This is a genomic window from Pseudomonas sp. Con_6 (genome assembly GCF_059379395.1).
Window position 1 is genome coordinate 628,672 of sequence record NZ_CM182011.1, and the last position, 14,561, is coordinate 643,232.

Here is a 14,561-nt window from a genome sequence, read left to right on the forward strand (position 1 = left end):
ACGCCCATGAGCGCCAGCACAACTGCAACGCTTCGTCACGACTGGTCCCTCGCCGAAGTCAAAGCCCTGTTCCAGCAGCCCTTCAACGACCTGCTGTTTCAGGCGCAGCTGGTGCATCGCGCGCATTTCGACCCCAACCGCGTCCAGGTATCGACCCTGCTGTCGATCAAGACCGGCGCCTGCCCGGAAGACTGCAAGTACTGTCCGCAGTCCGGCCACTACAACACCGGCCTGGACAAGCAGAAGCTGATGGAAGTGCAGAAAGTGCTGGAGGAAGCCGCGCGGGCCAAGGCCATCGGTTCCACCCGTTTCTGCATGGGCGCAGCGTGGAAGCACCCGTCGGCCAAGGACATGCCCTACGTGCTGGAGATGGTCAAAGGGGTCAAGGCCATGGGCCTGGAAACCTGCATGACCCTCGGCCGTCTCGACCAGGAGCAGACCCAGGCCCTGGCCGAAGCGGGCCTGGACTACTACAACCACAACCTCGACACCTCGCCGGAGTTCTACGGCAGCATCATCACCACCCGCACCTACAGCGAGCGCCTGCAGACCTTGGCATATGTGCGTGACGCCGGAATGAAGATCTGCTCCGGCGGCATCCTCGGCATGGGCGAGTCGCTGGACGACCGCGCCGGCCTGCTGATCCAGCTGGCCAACCTGCCGGAGCACCCGGAGTCGGTGCCGATCAACATGCTGGTCAAGGTTGCCGGCACGCCGCTGGAAAACGCCGAGGACGTCGATCCGTTCGACTTCATCCGCATGCTCGCGGTGGCGCGGATCCTCATGCCGCAGTCCCATGTGCGCCTGTCCGCCGGTCGCGAGCAGATGAACGAGCAGATGCAGGCGCTGGCCTTCATGGCCGGGGCCAACTCGATCTTCTATGGCGAAAAGCTGCTGACCACTGCCAACCCGCAGGCCGACAAGGACATGCAACTGTTCGCCCGCCTCGGCATCAAGCCCGAGGCCCGCGAGGAGCATGCCGACGAAGTGCACCAGGCGGCCATCGAGCAGGCGCTGATCGAGCAGAAGAGCAGCGAGCTGTTCTACAACGCGTCGGCCTGAGGTTTCCATGAGCTTCGATCTTCGCGCGCGCCTCGACGAGAGGCGCGCCGCTGACCTGTATCGCCAGCGCCCGCTGCTGCAGAGCCCGCAGGGGCCCGAGGTGGTGGTGGACGGGGAGGCGCTGCTGGCGTTCTGCAGCAACGACTACCTGGGCCTGGCCAACCATCCCGAGGTGATCGCCGCCTGGCGCGCCGGTGCCGAGCGTTGGGGTGTCGGCGGTGGTGCATCGCACCTGGTAGTCGGTCACAGCACGCCGCATCACGAGCTTGAAGAGGCCCTGGCCGAATTCACCGGCCGTCCGCGGGCACTGCTGTTCACCACCGGCTACATGGCCAACCTCGGCGCCGTCACCGCGCTGGTGGGGCAGGGCGACACGGTGCTGCAGGACCGCCTCAACCACGCGTCGCTACTGGATGCTGGCCTGCTCAGCGGCGCGCGTTTCAACCGCTACCTGCACAACGACGCCGACAGCCTCGGCAAGCGCCTGGACAAGGCCGAGGGCAATACCCTGGTGGTCACCGATGGGGTGTTCAGCATGGACGGCGATATCGCCGACTTGCCACAACTGGTCGAGCGTGCCCGGGCCAGGGACGCCTGGGTGATGGTGGACGATGCCCATGGCTTCGGCACCCTGGGTCGCAATGGCGGCGGCGTGGCAGAGCACTTCGGTCTGGGCGTGGATGACGTGCCGGTGCTGGTCGGCACCCTGGGCAAGGCGTTTGGTACCGCAGGCGCCTTCGTCGCTGGCAGCGAAGAACTGATCGAAAGCCTGGTGCAGTTCGCCCGCCCTTACATCTACACCACCAGTCAGCCGCCGGCGCTCGCCTGCGCCACCCTGAAAAGCCTGCAACTGTTGCGCGACGAGCATTGGCGACGTGAACACCTGGCGGCCTTGATCGCCCAGTTCCGTACCGGCGCCGAGGCCATCGGACTGGAATTGATGGACAGCTTCACGCCGATCCAGCCGATCGTGATCGGGGATGCCGGGCGCGCGATGCAACTGTCGCGGATGTTGCGCGAGCGCGGGGTGCTGGTCACCGCAATTCGCCCGCCGACCGTACCTGCGGGTAGCGCGCGTCTGCGCGTGACACTGACCGCCGCCCACAGCGCGACGCAGGTCCAGCTATTGTTGAATGCATTGGCCGAGTGCTATCCGCTGTTGGAGCCTGTCGATGCGTAACCACCTGATTCTTCTGCCGGGCTGGGGCCTGGGCTGCGCGGCGCTGGAACCGCTGGCAGCAAGTCTGCGGGCACAGGATGCCGGACTGAAAGTCGAACTCGCGAGGCTGCCGGATCTGGTCAGCGATGATCCTCAGGCCTGGCTCGACGAGCTGGATCGGCGCCTGCCACGGGACACCTGGCTCGGTGGCTGGTCGCTGGGCGGCATGCTCGCCGCCGAGCTGGCAGCGCGACGTGGCGATCACTGCTGCGGCCTGCTGACCTTCGGCAGCAACCTCAGCTTCGTCGCTCGCGCCGACTGGCCGGACGGCATGCCCGCCGACACCTTCGAAACCTTCGTCGACGGCTGCCGCAGCCATACCGCGGTGACCCTCAAGCGCTTCAAGTCGCTGTGCAGCGAAGGCGCGCAGGAGCCGCGCAGCCTGATCCGGCAACTGGGTGTCGGCGTTCCCGATACCGATCCGGTGCTGCTGGTGAAAGGCCTGGAAGTGCTGGGCCGTCTCGACACCCGCGCGGCGCTGCAAGCCTACGGAGGCCCGCAGTTGCACCTGTTCGCCGGTGCCGACGAACTGGTCCCGGCCGAGGCGGCCCGGGCCCTGAGCGAATGGCTGCCGGATGTCGAGGTGGGGCTGGTCGAAGGTGCGTCCCACGCCTTCATCCTCGAGTACCCGCAAGAGCTGGCCGCCAGTATCAAGACCTTCCTGCATGAGAGTGGTGATGACTGATCTTTCCCAACCAGGCCTGCCTGGCGCCTTGCCTGACAAGCGCCAGGTGGCCGCGTCGTTCTCCCGCGCCGCTGCCAGCTACGACAGCGTCGCCGAGTTGCAACGGGCGGTGGGCAGCCATCTGCTGGCGCAATTGCCGCACGACCTTCAGCCGCGCTGCTGGGTCGACCTGGGCAGCGGCACCGGGCATTTCAGTCGTGCGTTGCAGGTGCGCTACGGGCAAGGCCTCGGCGTTGCGGTGGATATCGCCGAAGGCATGCTGCGCCATGCTCGCGAAGCCGGAGGCGCGAATCATCACGTGGCCGGCGATGCCGAACGCCTGCCGCTGCGTGAGGCCTGCGCCGACCTGGTGTTCTCCAGCCTCGCGGTGCAGTGGTGCGCGGATTTGCGCGCGGTACTGAGCGAAGCGCGGCGAGTTCTGCAGCCTGGCGGTGTATTGGCCTTTGCCAGCCTGTGCGTCGGCACCCTGCATGAACTGCGGGCGAGCTGGGAGGCGGTGGACGGTCTGGTGCATGTGAACCGTTTCCGGCGCTTCGAGGATTACCAGCGCCTGTGCGGCGAGAGTGGTCTGGATGTGCTGGGCCTGGAGGCACAACCCCATGTGTTGCACTACCCTGATGTGCGCAATCTGACCCATGAACTGAAAGCCCTGGGCGCGCACAACCTCAATCCCGGCCGACCCGCCGGGCTCACCGGGCGGGCGCGGATGCAGGGACTGCTGCAGGCTTACGAGCAATTCCGCCAGCCGCGGGGCCTGCCGGCCACCTATCAGGTGGTCTACGGGGTGTTGCGCAAGCCGCTGACAGAAGGGGAGTGACATGAGCGCGGCCTATTTCATCGCCGGAACCGACACTGACGTGGGCAAGACCACCATCGCCGCCGGCTTGCTGCATGCGGCGCAGCAGGCCGGTCTCAGTACCCTCGGCGCCAAGCCGGTGGCATCGGGTTGCGAGGTCACGCCCAAAGGCCTGCGCAATGCCGATGCGCTGGCGCTGATGGCGCAAAGTTCGCTGAAGCTGCCGTATGAGCGGATCAATCCCTATGCGTTCGAACCAGCGATCGCCCCGCATCTGGCGGCGCGGGAGGCGGGCGTCGATTTGAGCGTGCAGAGCCTGCTCGGGCCGATGCGCGACGTGCTGGCGCAAGGCGCCGATTTCACCCTGATCGAAGGGGCGGGCGGCTGGCGGGTGCCGCTGTCGCACCAGGCCAACCTGTCGGACCTGGCGATGGCCCTGAAACTACCGGTGATTCTGGTGGTGGGGGTGCGTCTGGGGTGCATCAATCACGCCTTGCTCAGTGCCGAGGCGATCGCCCGGGACGGCCTGCAACTGGCGGGCTGGGTGGCCAATATCGTCGATGCGCGGACCTCACGGCTGGAAGAGAACCTGGCCAGCCTGGCCGAGCGCCTGCCGGCGCCGTGCCTGGGGCGGGTGCCGAAGCTGAAGATCGCGTCGGCGGAGGCGGTGGCGGAGCATCTGCAGATCGATCTTCTAGATTAGCGCCTGACACGGCCCCTTGTGGGCGCGTCCTAGCCTCTCTCTATCGTGAAGCCATTTGCCATTAGTGTTTTTCAAGGGCATTTCCCGCCTACCTCTGCTTCAATAGGCCACTGTATTGCCACTCTCTACCTTGGAGTTTTGCCATGGAAATCTCGGGCAGTTCCGCCTTCTATGCAGGCCTCGGCGCCATTCAAGCCGGGCAGCAGCGGGTCGACCAGGCCGCCAGCCAGATTGCCAACAACACCGTAGAGCGCGCCGCCACCAGCCAGTCCAGCGACTTCCAGGCCGAGCGCCTGCGCTCCGTCGACCGCAGCCAGCAGATGGACATGGCCACCGCCACCGTCGAACAGGCCATGGGCAAGCACCAGGTCGAGCTCGGTGTCAAAGTGGCCAAAGCATCGGACGAAATGCTCGGCACCTTGATCGACACCTACGCCTGAGTCGCGACGCCTCAGGTTTCATTTTTTCCCGCTAGCCTTTATTCATCAGTGCCTTGGCCATTGGGCCGGGCATTCGGCTGCGCGTTTATCAGACTTTTCCTAGCTTTCTAACGCGTATGGACGATGGCAAAAGCGCCATCGGCAGGGTGCTTGACAAGTTTCGGGCTTAAACGTAAGTTTCAAACAACTGTTTGACCGAAAGCCGCCTAGAGCTGGTCGGTGTGTGGTCTCTCTAACCAAACCAGGATTCATCAGCAGAGGTTCATCGCTATGCCTGAATACAAAGCCCCCTTGCGTGATATTCGTTTCGTCCGTGATGAACTGCTCGGCTATGAAGCGCACTATCAGAGCCTGCCGGGTTGCCAGGACGCCACCCCGGACATGGTCGACGCCATCCTCGAAGAGGGCGCGAAATTCTGTGAACAGGTACTGGCCCCGCTGAACCGCGTTGGTGACCTGGAAGGCTGCACCTGGAGCGAGTCGGGCGTGAAGACGCCGACCGGTTTCAAGGAAGCCTACAAACAGTTCGTCGAAGGCGGCTGGCCGAGCCTGGCCCATGACGTCGACCATGGCGGCCAGGGCCTGCCGGAGTCGCTGGGCCTGGCCATCAGCGAGATGGTCGGCGAGTCCAACTGGTCCTGGGGCATGTACCCGGGCCTGTCCCACGGCGCGATGAACACCCTTTCCGCCCACGGCACTGCCGAACAGCAGCACACCTATCTGACCAAGCTGGTATCCGGCGAGTGGACCGGCACCATGTGCCTGACCGAGCCACACTGCGGTACTGACCTGGGCATGCTGCGCACCAAGGCCGAACCTCAGGCTGACGGTTCCTACAAAATCACCGGCACCAAGATCTTCATCTCCGCCGGTGAACACGACATGGCCGACAACATCGTCCATATCGTCCTGGCCCGCCTGCCCGACGCACCGGCTGGTACCAAGGGCATTTCCCTGTTCATCGTGCCGAAGTTCCACGTCAACGCCGAAGGCGGCGTGGGCGAGCGCAACGCGGTGACCTGTGGTTCCCTGGAACACAAGATGGGTATCCACGGCAACGCCACCTGCGTGATGAACTTCGACGCCGCCACCGGCTACCTGATCGGCCCGGCCAACAAAGGCCTGAACTGCATGTTCACCTTCATGAACACTGCTCGCTTGGGTACCGCGCTGCAAGGTCTGGCCCACGCCGAAGTGGCGTTCCAGGGCGGCCTGAAATACGCCCGTGACCGCCTGCAGATGCGCTCCCTGACCGGCCCGAAAGCACCGGACAAGGCCGCTGACCCGATCATCGTCCACCCGGACGTGCGTCGCATGCTGCTGACCATGAAGGCCTTCGCCGAAGGCAACCGTGCCATGGTCTACTTCACTGCCAAGCAGGTGGACATCGTCAAGTACAGCCAGGACGAGGAAGAGAAGAAGAAAGCCGACGCGCTGCTGGCCTTCATGACCCCGATCGCCAAGGCCTTCATGACCGAAGTCGGCTTCGAAGCCGCCAACCACGGCGTGCAGATCTACGGTGGCCACGGCTTCATCGCCGAGTGGGGCATGGAGCAGAACGTGCGCGACAGCCGTATCTCCATGCTGTACGAAGGCACCACCGGCATCCAGGCCCTCGACCTGCTGGGTCGCAAGGTGCTGATGACCCAGGGCGAGGCGCTGAAGGGCTTCACCAAGATCGTGCACAAGTTCTGCCAGGCTCAGGAAGGCAACGAAGCCGTCAAGGAATTCGTCGAGCCGCTGGCTGCGATCAACAAGGAATGGGGCGAACTGACCATGAAGGTCGGCATGGCCGCCATGAAGGACCGCGAGGAAGTCGGTGCCGCTTCGGTGGATTACCTGATGTACTCCGGCTACGCCTGCCTGGCCTACTTCTGGGCCGACATCGCCCGCCTGGCCGCCGAGAAACTGGCTGCCGGCACCAGCGAGGAAGCCTTCTACACCGCCAAGCTGCAGACCGCGCGCTTCTACTTCCAGCGCATCCTGCCGCGGACCCGCACCCATGTCGCGACCATGCTGTCCGGTGCGAACAACCTGATGGCGATGGACGAAGAGCATTTCGGCCTTTCCTACTGAGCTTCAAGCCACAAGTTTCAAGCTGCAAGATAAAAGCGTCATCAAGCCTGCCCTCACCGGCAGGCTTTTTTTTGGCTCCGGCGCCTGACGTCGCGAGTTACGGGTGACGACACGAAAGACCCATCTTCGAAAACAAGATCGGCATCGATAGCCCAACATAACAAGACGCCGCGCTCTTGCTTTTGCTCTTGGTGCGCGAAGGTTCAGACGCCGCAAATTGCGACCTCGGCCGGCCGAGTGGAGGTGTCTTGCGGGGGCAGGTGCGCAGCACCCTTCGGCGAAGCCGAAGCGCGAGGTGAAGACTTGCGAAGCAAGTCGTAGGCCGCGGGCCCACGCAAGGCGCCGGAAGGAGGGGACCCGGAGCGAAGCGCAGGGCCGGCTGTGGGAGCGGGCGGTTTTCGTCCATTTTGCCGCAACAAAATGGACCCGCCGTAAAGGCGGAAGGGGCCGGTGGCGTCACCGCCCGCAATGGATAAGCTCGCGACACCGACACCGACACCGACACCGACACCGACACCGACACCGACACCGACACCGACACCGACACCGACACCGACACCGACACCGACACCGAACATTCAACCCCCAAGTTTCCCGATATACCGTGAAGAACCTTTTTTTTGCCTTGTGAAACGTCCGGAGCCTCCGCGAACTGCCTCTACTTGGAGCTTGCAGCTTAAAGCTTGTCGCTAGGTTCAAGCTCCAGCCCTTTGGTGCCGCTAAATAAATTGGCGCCAGAAATTTATCTATTCATGTGCATTGCCGATACAGTGGAGGCACAATGCCATTGTCGATCTGCTGGATCGGAGAGCTCTCTTGTTTCGTTTTTCCGCTGTAAGACTGAGTCACTTCCTGCCGAGCCTGTTTCTCCTGCTTTCGGGGCTGGCTGCCGCGTACGTGCGTGATCTGTCGGTGTTCTTCACTTCGCTGTTCAATGTCCTGCCGACCCTGGTGCTGCTGCTGGGCGGTGCCTATTGCGCGGTGTATCGGCGACAGCGCGAGCTGTTCCTGATGATCACCGTGTACATCGCCTACTACCTGCTCGACACCCAGACCGATTACTTCCGCGATCACGGCCGCGTGCGCGAGGACGCCGCAGTGGTGTTCCACCTGGTTTGCCTGCTGCTGCCGATGCTGTTTGCGCTGTTTGGTGCCTGGCAGGAACGTACTCACCTGTTCCAGGACATGGTGGCGCGCTTCGCCGTGCTGCTGGCCGTGGGCAGCGTGGCCTTGGGCATGGAGCAGAGCTACCCGCAGGCCACGCTGGCCTGGCTGGTGGAGATTCGCTGGCCGGCGCTGCACGGCTCGTGGATGAGTCTGATCCAGATGTCCTACCCGGTGTTCTTCCTCGCCTTCGTGGTCGTCGTCGTGCAGTACCTGCGCGAGCCGCGACCGCTGCACGCGGCGCAGGTTACCGGCCTGATCGGCATCTTCTGGATGCTGCCGCAAACCTTCATCCTGCCCTTCACCCTGAACATCATGTGCAGCCAGGTGATGCTGATGATCGCGGCAGCGGTGTCCCACGAGGCCTACCAGATGGCCTTCCGCGACGAGCTCACCGGCCTGCCGGGGCGCCGCGCGCTGAACGAGCGCATGCAGCGCCTGGGACGCAACTACGTGCTGGCGATGACCGACGTCGACCACTTCAAGAAATTCAACGATACCCACGGCCACGATGTCGGCGACCAGGTCCTGCGCCTGGTGGCCAGCAAGCTGTCCAAGGTCACCGGCGGCGGGCGTGCCTATCGCTATGGTGGCGAGGAGTTCTGCCTGGTGTTCGCCGGCAAGACCCTGGAAGAGTGCATTCCGCACCTCGAAGCGGTGCGCGAGATGATTGCCAACTACGCTATCCAGCTGCGCAACCAGGAGAGCCGCCCGCAGGACGACCAGCAAGGTCGCCAGCGTCGCGGAACATCGGGGAACGGTAGCGTATCGGTGACCGTCAGTATTGGCGTCTGCGAGCGCCAGGTCGAACACCGGACCCCCGAGGAAGTGCTGAAAGCCGCGGACCAGGCGCTGTACGCGGCCAAGGGCGCGGGGCGTAACTGCGTGATGGCCCATGGGCAGAAGGAGCGGCGAGGCGCATTGCGCGTGGCGTGACCGAAAGTGACTTGACGGTCTCCAGATGACCCTATGTGTCGCAAAAGTTGTTCAGTTACACTCCGAGACCTTAGTACCGGTCCCGTCGGGACTGCCCACGACTCAAGGTGTGAGAGGTTGCCATGGCTGACTACAAAGCGCCGCTGCGCGATATGCGCTTCGTCCTCAACGAAGTCTTCGAAGTCTCGAAATTGTGGGCAGCCCTGCCCGGACTGGCCGAAGCGGTGGACGAAGACACCGCCATGGCGGTGCTGGAAGAAGCCGGCAAGGTCACCGGCAAGACCATCGCCCCGCTGAGCCGCGCCGCCGACGAGGAAGGCTGCCACTGGGACAACGGCGCCGTGCGCACCCCGGCCGGTTTCATCGAGGCCTACCAGACCTACGCCGAAGGCGGCTGGGTCGGTGTCGGCGGCGATCCGGTGTACGGCGGCATGGGCATGCCCAAGGTGATCTCGGCGCAGGTCGAGGAAATGGTCAACTCGTCGAGCCTGGCTTTCGGCCTGTACCCGATGCTGACCGCCGGTGCCTGCCTGTCGATCAACGCCCACGCCAGTGAAGAGCTCAAGGAAAAGTACCTGCCAAACATGTATGCCGGCATCTGGGCCGGTTCCATGTGCCTGACCGAGCCCCATGCCGGTACAGACCTGGGCATCATCCGCACCCGTGCCGAGCCACAGGCTGACGGCAGCTACAAGGTCAGCGGGACCAAGATCTTCATCACCGGCGGCGAACACGACCTCACCGAGAACATCATCCACCTGGTGCTGGCCAAGCTGCCGGACGCCCCGGCCGGGCCGAAGGGCATTTCGCTGTTCCTGGTGCCGAAGATTCTGGTCAACGCTGACGGCAGCCTGGGCGCGCGCAATCCGGCTACCTGCGGCTCGATCGAGCACAAGATGGGCATTCAGGCCTCTGCCACCTGCGTGATGAACTTCGACGAAGCCACCGGCTACCTGGTCGGCGAGGCGAACAAGGGCCTGGCGGCCATGTTCACCATGATGAACTACGAGCGCCTGGGTGTGGGTATCCAGGGCCTGGCCTCGGCCGAGCGCTCTTATCAGAACGCCATCGAGTACGCCCGTGACCGCCTGCAGAGCCGCTCGCCGACCGGCCCGCAGGCCAAGGACAAGGTCGCCGACCCGATCATCGTCCACCCGGACGTGCGTCGTATGCTGCTGACCATGAAGGCGCTGAACGAAGGTGGCCGCGCCTTCTCCACCTACGTGGCAATGCAGCTCGACACTGCCAAGTACAGCGAAGACGCCACCACCCGCAAGCGCGCGGAAGACCTGGTAGCGCTGCTGACTCCGGTAGCCAAGGCTTTCCTCACCGACCTCGGCCTGGAAACCGCCGTGCATGGCCAGCAAATCTTCGGTGGCCACGGCTACATCCGCGAATGGGGTCAGGAGCAGTTGGTGCGCGACGTGCGCATCACTCAGATCTACGAAGGCACCAACGGCATCCAGGCCCTGGACCTGATGGGACGCAAGATCGTCGGTAGCGGCGGCGCGTTCTACAAGCTGTTCGCCGACGAGATTCGCCATTTCACCGCCACCGCCGGCAGCGAGCTGGGTGAGTTCGTCAAGCCTTTGAACGCGGCCCTGGATGACCTGGACAGCCTGACCGCCTGGGTCCTGGATCGCGCCAAGGGCAACCCGAACGAGATTGGCGCCGCGTCGGTCGAGTACCTGCACGCCTTCGGCTATACCGCCTACGCCTACATGTGGGCGCTGATGGCGCGCAAGGCGCTGGACAAGCAGGGTGACGACAGCTTCTACGCCAGCAAGCTGGGCACCGCGCGTTTCTACTTCGCCCGTCTGCTGCCGCGTTTGCAGTCGCTGTGCGCGTCGGTGAAAGCCGGCAGCGAATCCCTCTATCTGCTGGATGCGGAGCAGTTCTGAGGTGATTGCGTCATGTAAGCATTTGCTTACATGACGTGGTGACTTTTAGCCTCTTTCCTCAGATTGGATCCACAGTTAATCTTTCTTACATGGACGAAGCGCAGGACGCGCAAAGTACATCACAAGGACGGAACGAAAGGAGACCTGCCCGGGACGGCGGGACGAAAGGGAAGTCAAAGGGAAACAGTCTGTAAAGCCCCGCTTCGGCGGGGTTTTCTTTTGCCCGCGTTTTATCCGAGCACGTCCAGCGGCGACACACCCATCTGCCGTGGATCGATCTCTTCCTCCAGCAACGTTCTCAGCAGCTCGATCGAGGCCTGCTGGCGCTGCGCATCGCGAAACACCAGGCCTACCTTCAGTGGCACCCGCGGTTCGCTCAGCGGTTTCCATAGCAGTTCGGGATCTTCCGAGGCCTCCTGCGCCCGGCCGGGCAGCACCGTGGCCAGCAAGGTGTGCGGCAGGCTGTCGAGAATCCCGCCCATATTGTTCATCTCTGCCTGTACCTGCGGCCGCCTGCCGAGGTTGGCCAGTTGCCCCTGCCAGATCTGCCGCACCTGGAACTCCTCGCCGAGCAGGATCATCGGCAACTCCGCTGCCTGTTTCAGCGAGACCTTCTTGAACTCCCGCAGCGGGTGGGTGTGGGGGATCACTACCTGCAGTTCGTCCTCGTACAGCAGCAAGCCGTGTAGCCCAGGTTGGCGTGGCGGCAGGTAGCTGATGCCGATGTCCAGGCTGCCGTTGAGCAGGCGACGCTCGATCTCCAGCCCCGACAGTTCGTAGATCTGCACCACGAGGTGCGGCTGCGCCTTGCGCACCCGGTCGAGCAATTGCGGCACCAGGCTCGGCCGTACCGTCTGCAGCACGCCGATGGCCAGGGTGCGCAGGGCCTGGCCCTTGAAGTTGCGCAGGGCCTCGCGGGCGCGCTGCATGCCGTCGAGCAGGGGCAGGGCGTGGTTGTACAGGGTGTGCGCGGCCAGGGTCGGCAGCAGGCGTTTGTTGCCCCGTTCGAACAGGCTGACGTCGAGGCTGTGCTCCAGCTGGCGGATCTGCTGCGACAGGGCCGGCTGGGACAGGGAGAGGCGTTCGGCGGCGCGGCCGACGTGGCCTTCTTCATACACCGCGACGAAATAACGCAGTTGGCGGAAATCCATAAGACTTACTTATCGAAAATGCTCGAAAAACGAAATGGCCCAAAGGGCTCGTCGCGCCTACTCTACGCCCGTATTCACAAGGTTTACAGGGCCCGAGGGCGCAATGAACACCGTACATGTGGATGGCGTTTACATAGGCAAGGCTAAAAATCTCGGTTATGGGCTCATGACCGATATCGACAAGGAAGAGGTTGCACAGCGGCTCTGGTTATGGCCGCAGGGGCTGGGAAGCGACGAACACGGCGACCCACGTTTCCATACCGGCCCTGAACGGGCCCTGCACCACTATCCGGCCGAACACTACGCCTGGTGGCGGAAACGTTATCCACAGGTGGCCTGGCAGGCCCCGGCCTTCGGCGAAAACCTGTCGACCCATGGCATCGATGAACACGATGTGTGCCTGGGCGACCTGTTCCGCTGGGGCGGCGCGCTGTTGCAGATCAGCCAGCCGCGTTCGCCGTGCTATCGCCTCAGCCATCGCTGGGGATTGCAGGACTTGCCGCAGGACGCCCAGGACAGTGGTCGTTGTGGCTGGTTCTACCGGGTCCTGAAACCGGGATTCGTCAGCGCCGACGAGCCATTCGAACTGATACAGCGCAGCTACCCGGGCCTCACCGTGGCTTGGGCGCTGCACGCTTTTTATCGTGAACCTCTGGAGCATGCGGGCTTGAAGAAACTGGTGGATTGTCCGGCCTTGGCGTCACGCTGGCGCGATATCGCGATCAAGCGCCTGCGCAGCGGCCGGATCGAGGACTGGAGCGCCCGCCTGCTCGGCCTGCCGCTGGAAGGACTGCGCGCATGAACCTGTTCAACCTGCGGCGCCAGGCAGCCCCGGTCATCGACGAGGCGCCGCTGGCGGCCGAGCCCGTCGATCCGCTTTCCCGGGAGCACCTGATGCCTGCCGTACAGCGTGCCGAGCAAGTCTTCGTGCGTGGCCAGGGTTCCTGGCTGTGGGACAGCGAAGGTCGTGCCTTCCTCGATTTCACCCAGGGCAACGCGGTCAACAGCCTCGGCCACAGCCCCAAGGCGCTGGTCGAGGCCCTGAGTGGCCAGGCCCAGGCGCTGATCAACTCGGGGGCGGGGTTTCATAACCGTGGTCACCTGAAGCTGGTCAACCTGCTGTGCCAGAGCACTGGCAGCGACCAGGCCTACCTGCTCAACAGCGGTGCCGAAGCCTGCGAGGGCGCGATCAAGCTGGCGCGCAAGTGGGGCCAACTGCATCGCAACGGCGCCTATCACATCATCACGGCCAGCCAGGGCAGCCATGGTCGCAGCCTGGGCGCCCTGTCGGCCTCCGATCCGCTGCCGTGCAACCGCTGCGAGCCGGGCCTGCCGGGCTTCAGCAAGGTGCCGTTCAACGATCTGGCGGCGCTGCACGCGGCGGTGGATTCGCGCACCGTGGCGATCATGCTGGAACCGATCCAGGGCGAAGCCGGGGTGATCCCGGCGACCCGGCACTACCTCAAGGGCGTCGAGCGCCTGTGCCGCGAGCTGGGCATCCTCCTGATCCTCGATGAAGTGCAGACCGGCGTGGGCCGTTGCGGCGCCTTGCTGGCCGAGGAAACCTATGGCGTGCGCGCCGACATCCTCACCCTCGGCAAGGGCCTGGGTGGCGGCGTGCCGATTGCTGCGCTACTGGCTCGTGGCACTGCCTGCTGCGCCGAAGTGGGCGAGCTGGAGGGCAGCCATCACGGCAATGCGCTGATGAGTGCTGCCGGTCTGGCAGTGCTGGAGAGCGTGTTGGAAAAAGGCTTTTTCGACCAGGTGCGCGATGCTGGCTGGCACCTGCGCGACGGGCTCAGTCGCCTTGCCGGGCGCTATGGTCTTGGCGAGGTGCGTGGCCAGGGCCTGTTATGGGGCCTGGAACTGCCCGAGCCGCTGGCAACTGACGTGCTCAAGGCCGCGCTGCAGGAAGGCTTGCTGCTCAATGCGCCACGGCCTGATGTGCTGCGCTTCTCGCCGGCGCTGACTGTCAGCCGCGGCAATATCGACGAAATGCTCCTGCGCCTGGCCCGGGCCTTTGCCCGGGTGCACACCGCGCAACTGAGTCGGTCGCGCCGCTCGTAACAGAATCAAACGAACCGTCTCGCGTGTCTGCGCGTCGCCCCGGGCCTGTTGTTTTTGGCCTGGGGCGTTTTTTTATGGGCGGGAAACAAGCGGAACCGTTGGAGTCGGGCCAGAGTCAGAAAGGGAACATCACTTTGGGAGTGTTTTCATGGACCTGATCCGCATCATCTTCGCAATCCTGCTGCCACCGCTGGGGGTGTTTCTTCAGGTCGGGTTTGGCGGGGCGTTCTGGCTGAATATCCTGTTGACCCTGCTGGGGTACATCCCGGGGATCGTGCATGCGGTGTATATCATCGCCAAGCGGTGATCTCTCGGGCCTCATCGCGGGCAACGCCCGCTCCCACAATGTCTGCGGTCACAT

At 64.0% G+C, this 14,561-nt stretch carries 13 protein-coding genes; 12 read left to right on the top strand and 1 reads right to left on the bottom strand.

Going from position 1 to position 14,561, the window contains the following annotated elements; translation table 11 throughout:
* The first annotated feature begins 6 nt into the window (after window positions 1-6).
* The 9 genes from bioB (at window position 7) to AC5QPF_RS02860 (ending at window position 10,982) form a co-directional block, all read left to right on the top strand.
* Window positions 7-1,062, top strand: a complete 1,056-nt coding sequence (gene bioB, locus AC5QPF_RS02820; protein WP_330074327.1) for a biotin synthase BioB — start codon at window positions 7-9, stop codon at window positions 1,060-1,062.
* A 7-nt stretch (window positions 1,063-1,069) separates the two neighbouring features.
* Complete coding sequence (gene bioF / locus AC5QPF_RS02825; RefSeq protein ID WP_494961934.1) at window positions 1,070-2,242, top strand: 8-amino-7-oxononanoate synthase; 1,173 nt, start codon at window positions 1,070-1,072, stop codon at window positions 2,240-2,242.
* Window positions 2,235-2,966 (top strand): alpha/beta fold hydrolase, encoded by a 732-nt coding sequence (locus AC5QPF_RS02830; RefSeq protein ID WP_494961935.1) that lies wholly within the window; start codon window positions 2,235-2,237, stop codon window positions 2,964-2,966. Before bioF ends, AC5QPF_RS02830 begins: the two co-directional genes overlap by 8 nt.
* Window positions 2,959-3,783 carry a malonyl-ACP O-methyltransferase BioC gene (gene bioC / locus AC5QPF_RS02835; protein ID WP_494961936.1) on the top strand — a complete coding sequence of 275 codons (825 nt, stop codon included), beginning with the start codon at window positions 2,959-2,961 and terminating at the stop codon, window positions 3,781-3,783. Before AC5QPF_RS02830 ends, bioC begins: the two co-directional genes overlap by 8 nt.
* Before the next feature lies 1 nt (window position 3,784).
* Window positions 3,785-4,465 carry a dethiobiotin synthase gene (gene bioD / locus AC5QPF_RS02840; protein ID WP_494961937.1) on the top strand — a complete coding sequence of 227 codons (681 nt, stop codon included), beginning with the start codon at window positions 3,785-3,787 and terminating at the stop codon, window positions 4,463-4,465.
* 143 nt (window positions 4,466-4,608) lie between these two features.
* The gene (locus AC5QPF_RS02845; protein WP_458980188.1) at window positions 4,609-4,905 is read left to right on the top strand and encodes a pyrroloquinoline quinone biosynthesis protein PqqE; all 297 of its coding nucleotides are present in this window, start codon (window positions 4,609-4,611) and stop codon (window positions 4,903-4,905) included.
* Window positions 4,906-5,175: 270 nt separating this feature from the next.
* Window positions 5,176-6,981, top strand: a complete 1,806-nt coding sequence (locus AC5QPF_RS02850; protein ID WP_494961938.1) for a phenylacyl-CoA dehydrogenase — start codon at window positions 5,176-5,178, stop codon at window positions 6,979-6,981.
* An 816-nt stretch (window positions 6,982-7,797) separates the two neighbouring features.
* Window positions 7,798-9,081: a diguanylate cyclase gene (locus tag AC5QPF_RS02855; protein WP_494961939.1), complete on the top strand. Its 1,284-nt coding sequence runs from the start codon at window positions 7,798-7,800 to the stop codon at window positions 9,079-9,081.
* Window positions 9,082-9,203: 122 nt separating this feature from the next.
* Entirely contained in the window at window positions 9,204-10,982 is a 1,779-nt protein-coding gene (locus tag AC5QPF_RS02860) for an acyl-CoA dehydrogenase C-terminal domain-containing protein (protein ID WP_494961940.1), read from the top strand.
* A gap of 230 nt (window positions 10,983-11,212) precedes the next feature.
* Here the strand turns inward: AC5QPF_RS02860 and AC5QPF_RS02865 are convergent, their stop codons facing one another.
* The gene (locus AC5QPF_RS02865; RefSeq protein WP_494961941.1) at window positions 11,213-12,133 is read right to left on the bottom strand and encodes a LysR substrate-binding domain-containing protein; all 921 of its coding nucleotides are present in this window, start codon (window positions 12,131-12,133) and stop codon (window positions 11,213-11,215) included.
* 103 nt (window positions 12,134-12,236) lie between these two features.
* On the opposite strand from AC5QPF_RS02865, the gene AC5QPF_RS02870 reads away from it, so the two are divergent.
* The 3 genes from AC5QPF_RS02870 (at window position 12,237) to AC5QPF_RS02880 (ending at window position 14,507) form a co-directional block, all read left to right on the top strand.
* Window positions 12,237-12,935: an MOSC domain-containing protein gene (locus AC5QPF_RS02870; RefSeq protein ID WP_494961942.1), complete on the top strand. Its 699-nt coding sequence runs from the start codon at window positions 12,237-12,239 to the stop codon at window positions 12,933-12,935.
* The gene (locus tag AC5QPF_RS02875) at window positions 12,932-14,200 is read left to right on the top strand and encodes an aminotransferase class III-fold pyridoxal phosphate-dependent enzyme (RefSeq protein ID WP_494961943.1); all 1,269 of its coding nucleotides are present in this window, start codon (window positions 12,932-12,934) and stop codon (window positions 14,198-14,200) included. The genes AC5QPF_RS02870 and AC5QPF_RS02875 overlap by 4 nt, the downstream gene beginning before the upstream one ends.
* Before the next feature lie 148 nt (window positions 14,201-14,348).
* Window positions 14,349-14,507 carry a YqaE/Pmp3 family membrane protein gene (locus AC5QPF_RS02880; RefSeq protein ID WP_042123980.1) on the top strand — a complete coding sequence of 53 codons (159 nt, stop codon included), beginning with the start codon at window positions 14,349-14,351 and terminating at the stop codon, window positions 14,505-14,507.
* Window positions 14,508-14,561: the final 54 nt, after the last annotated feature.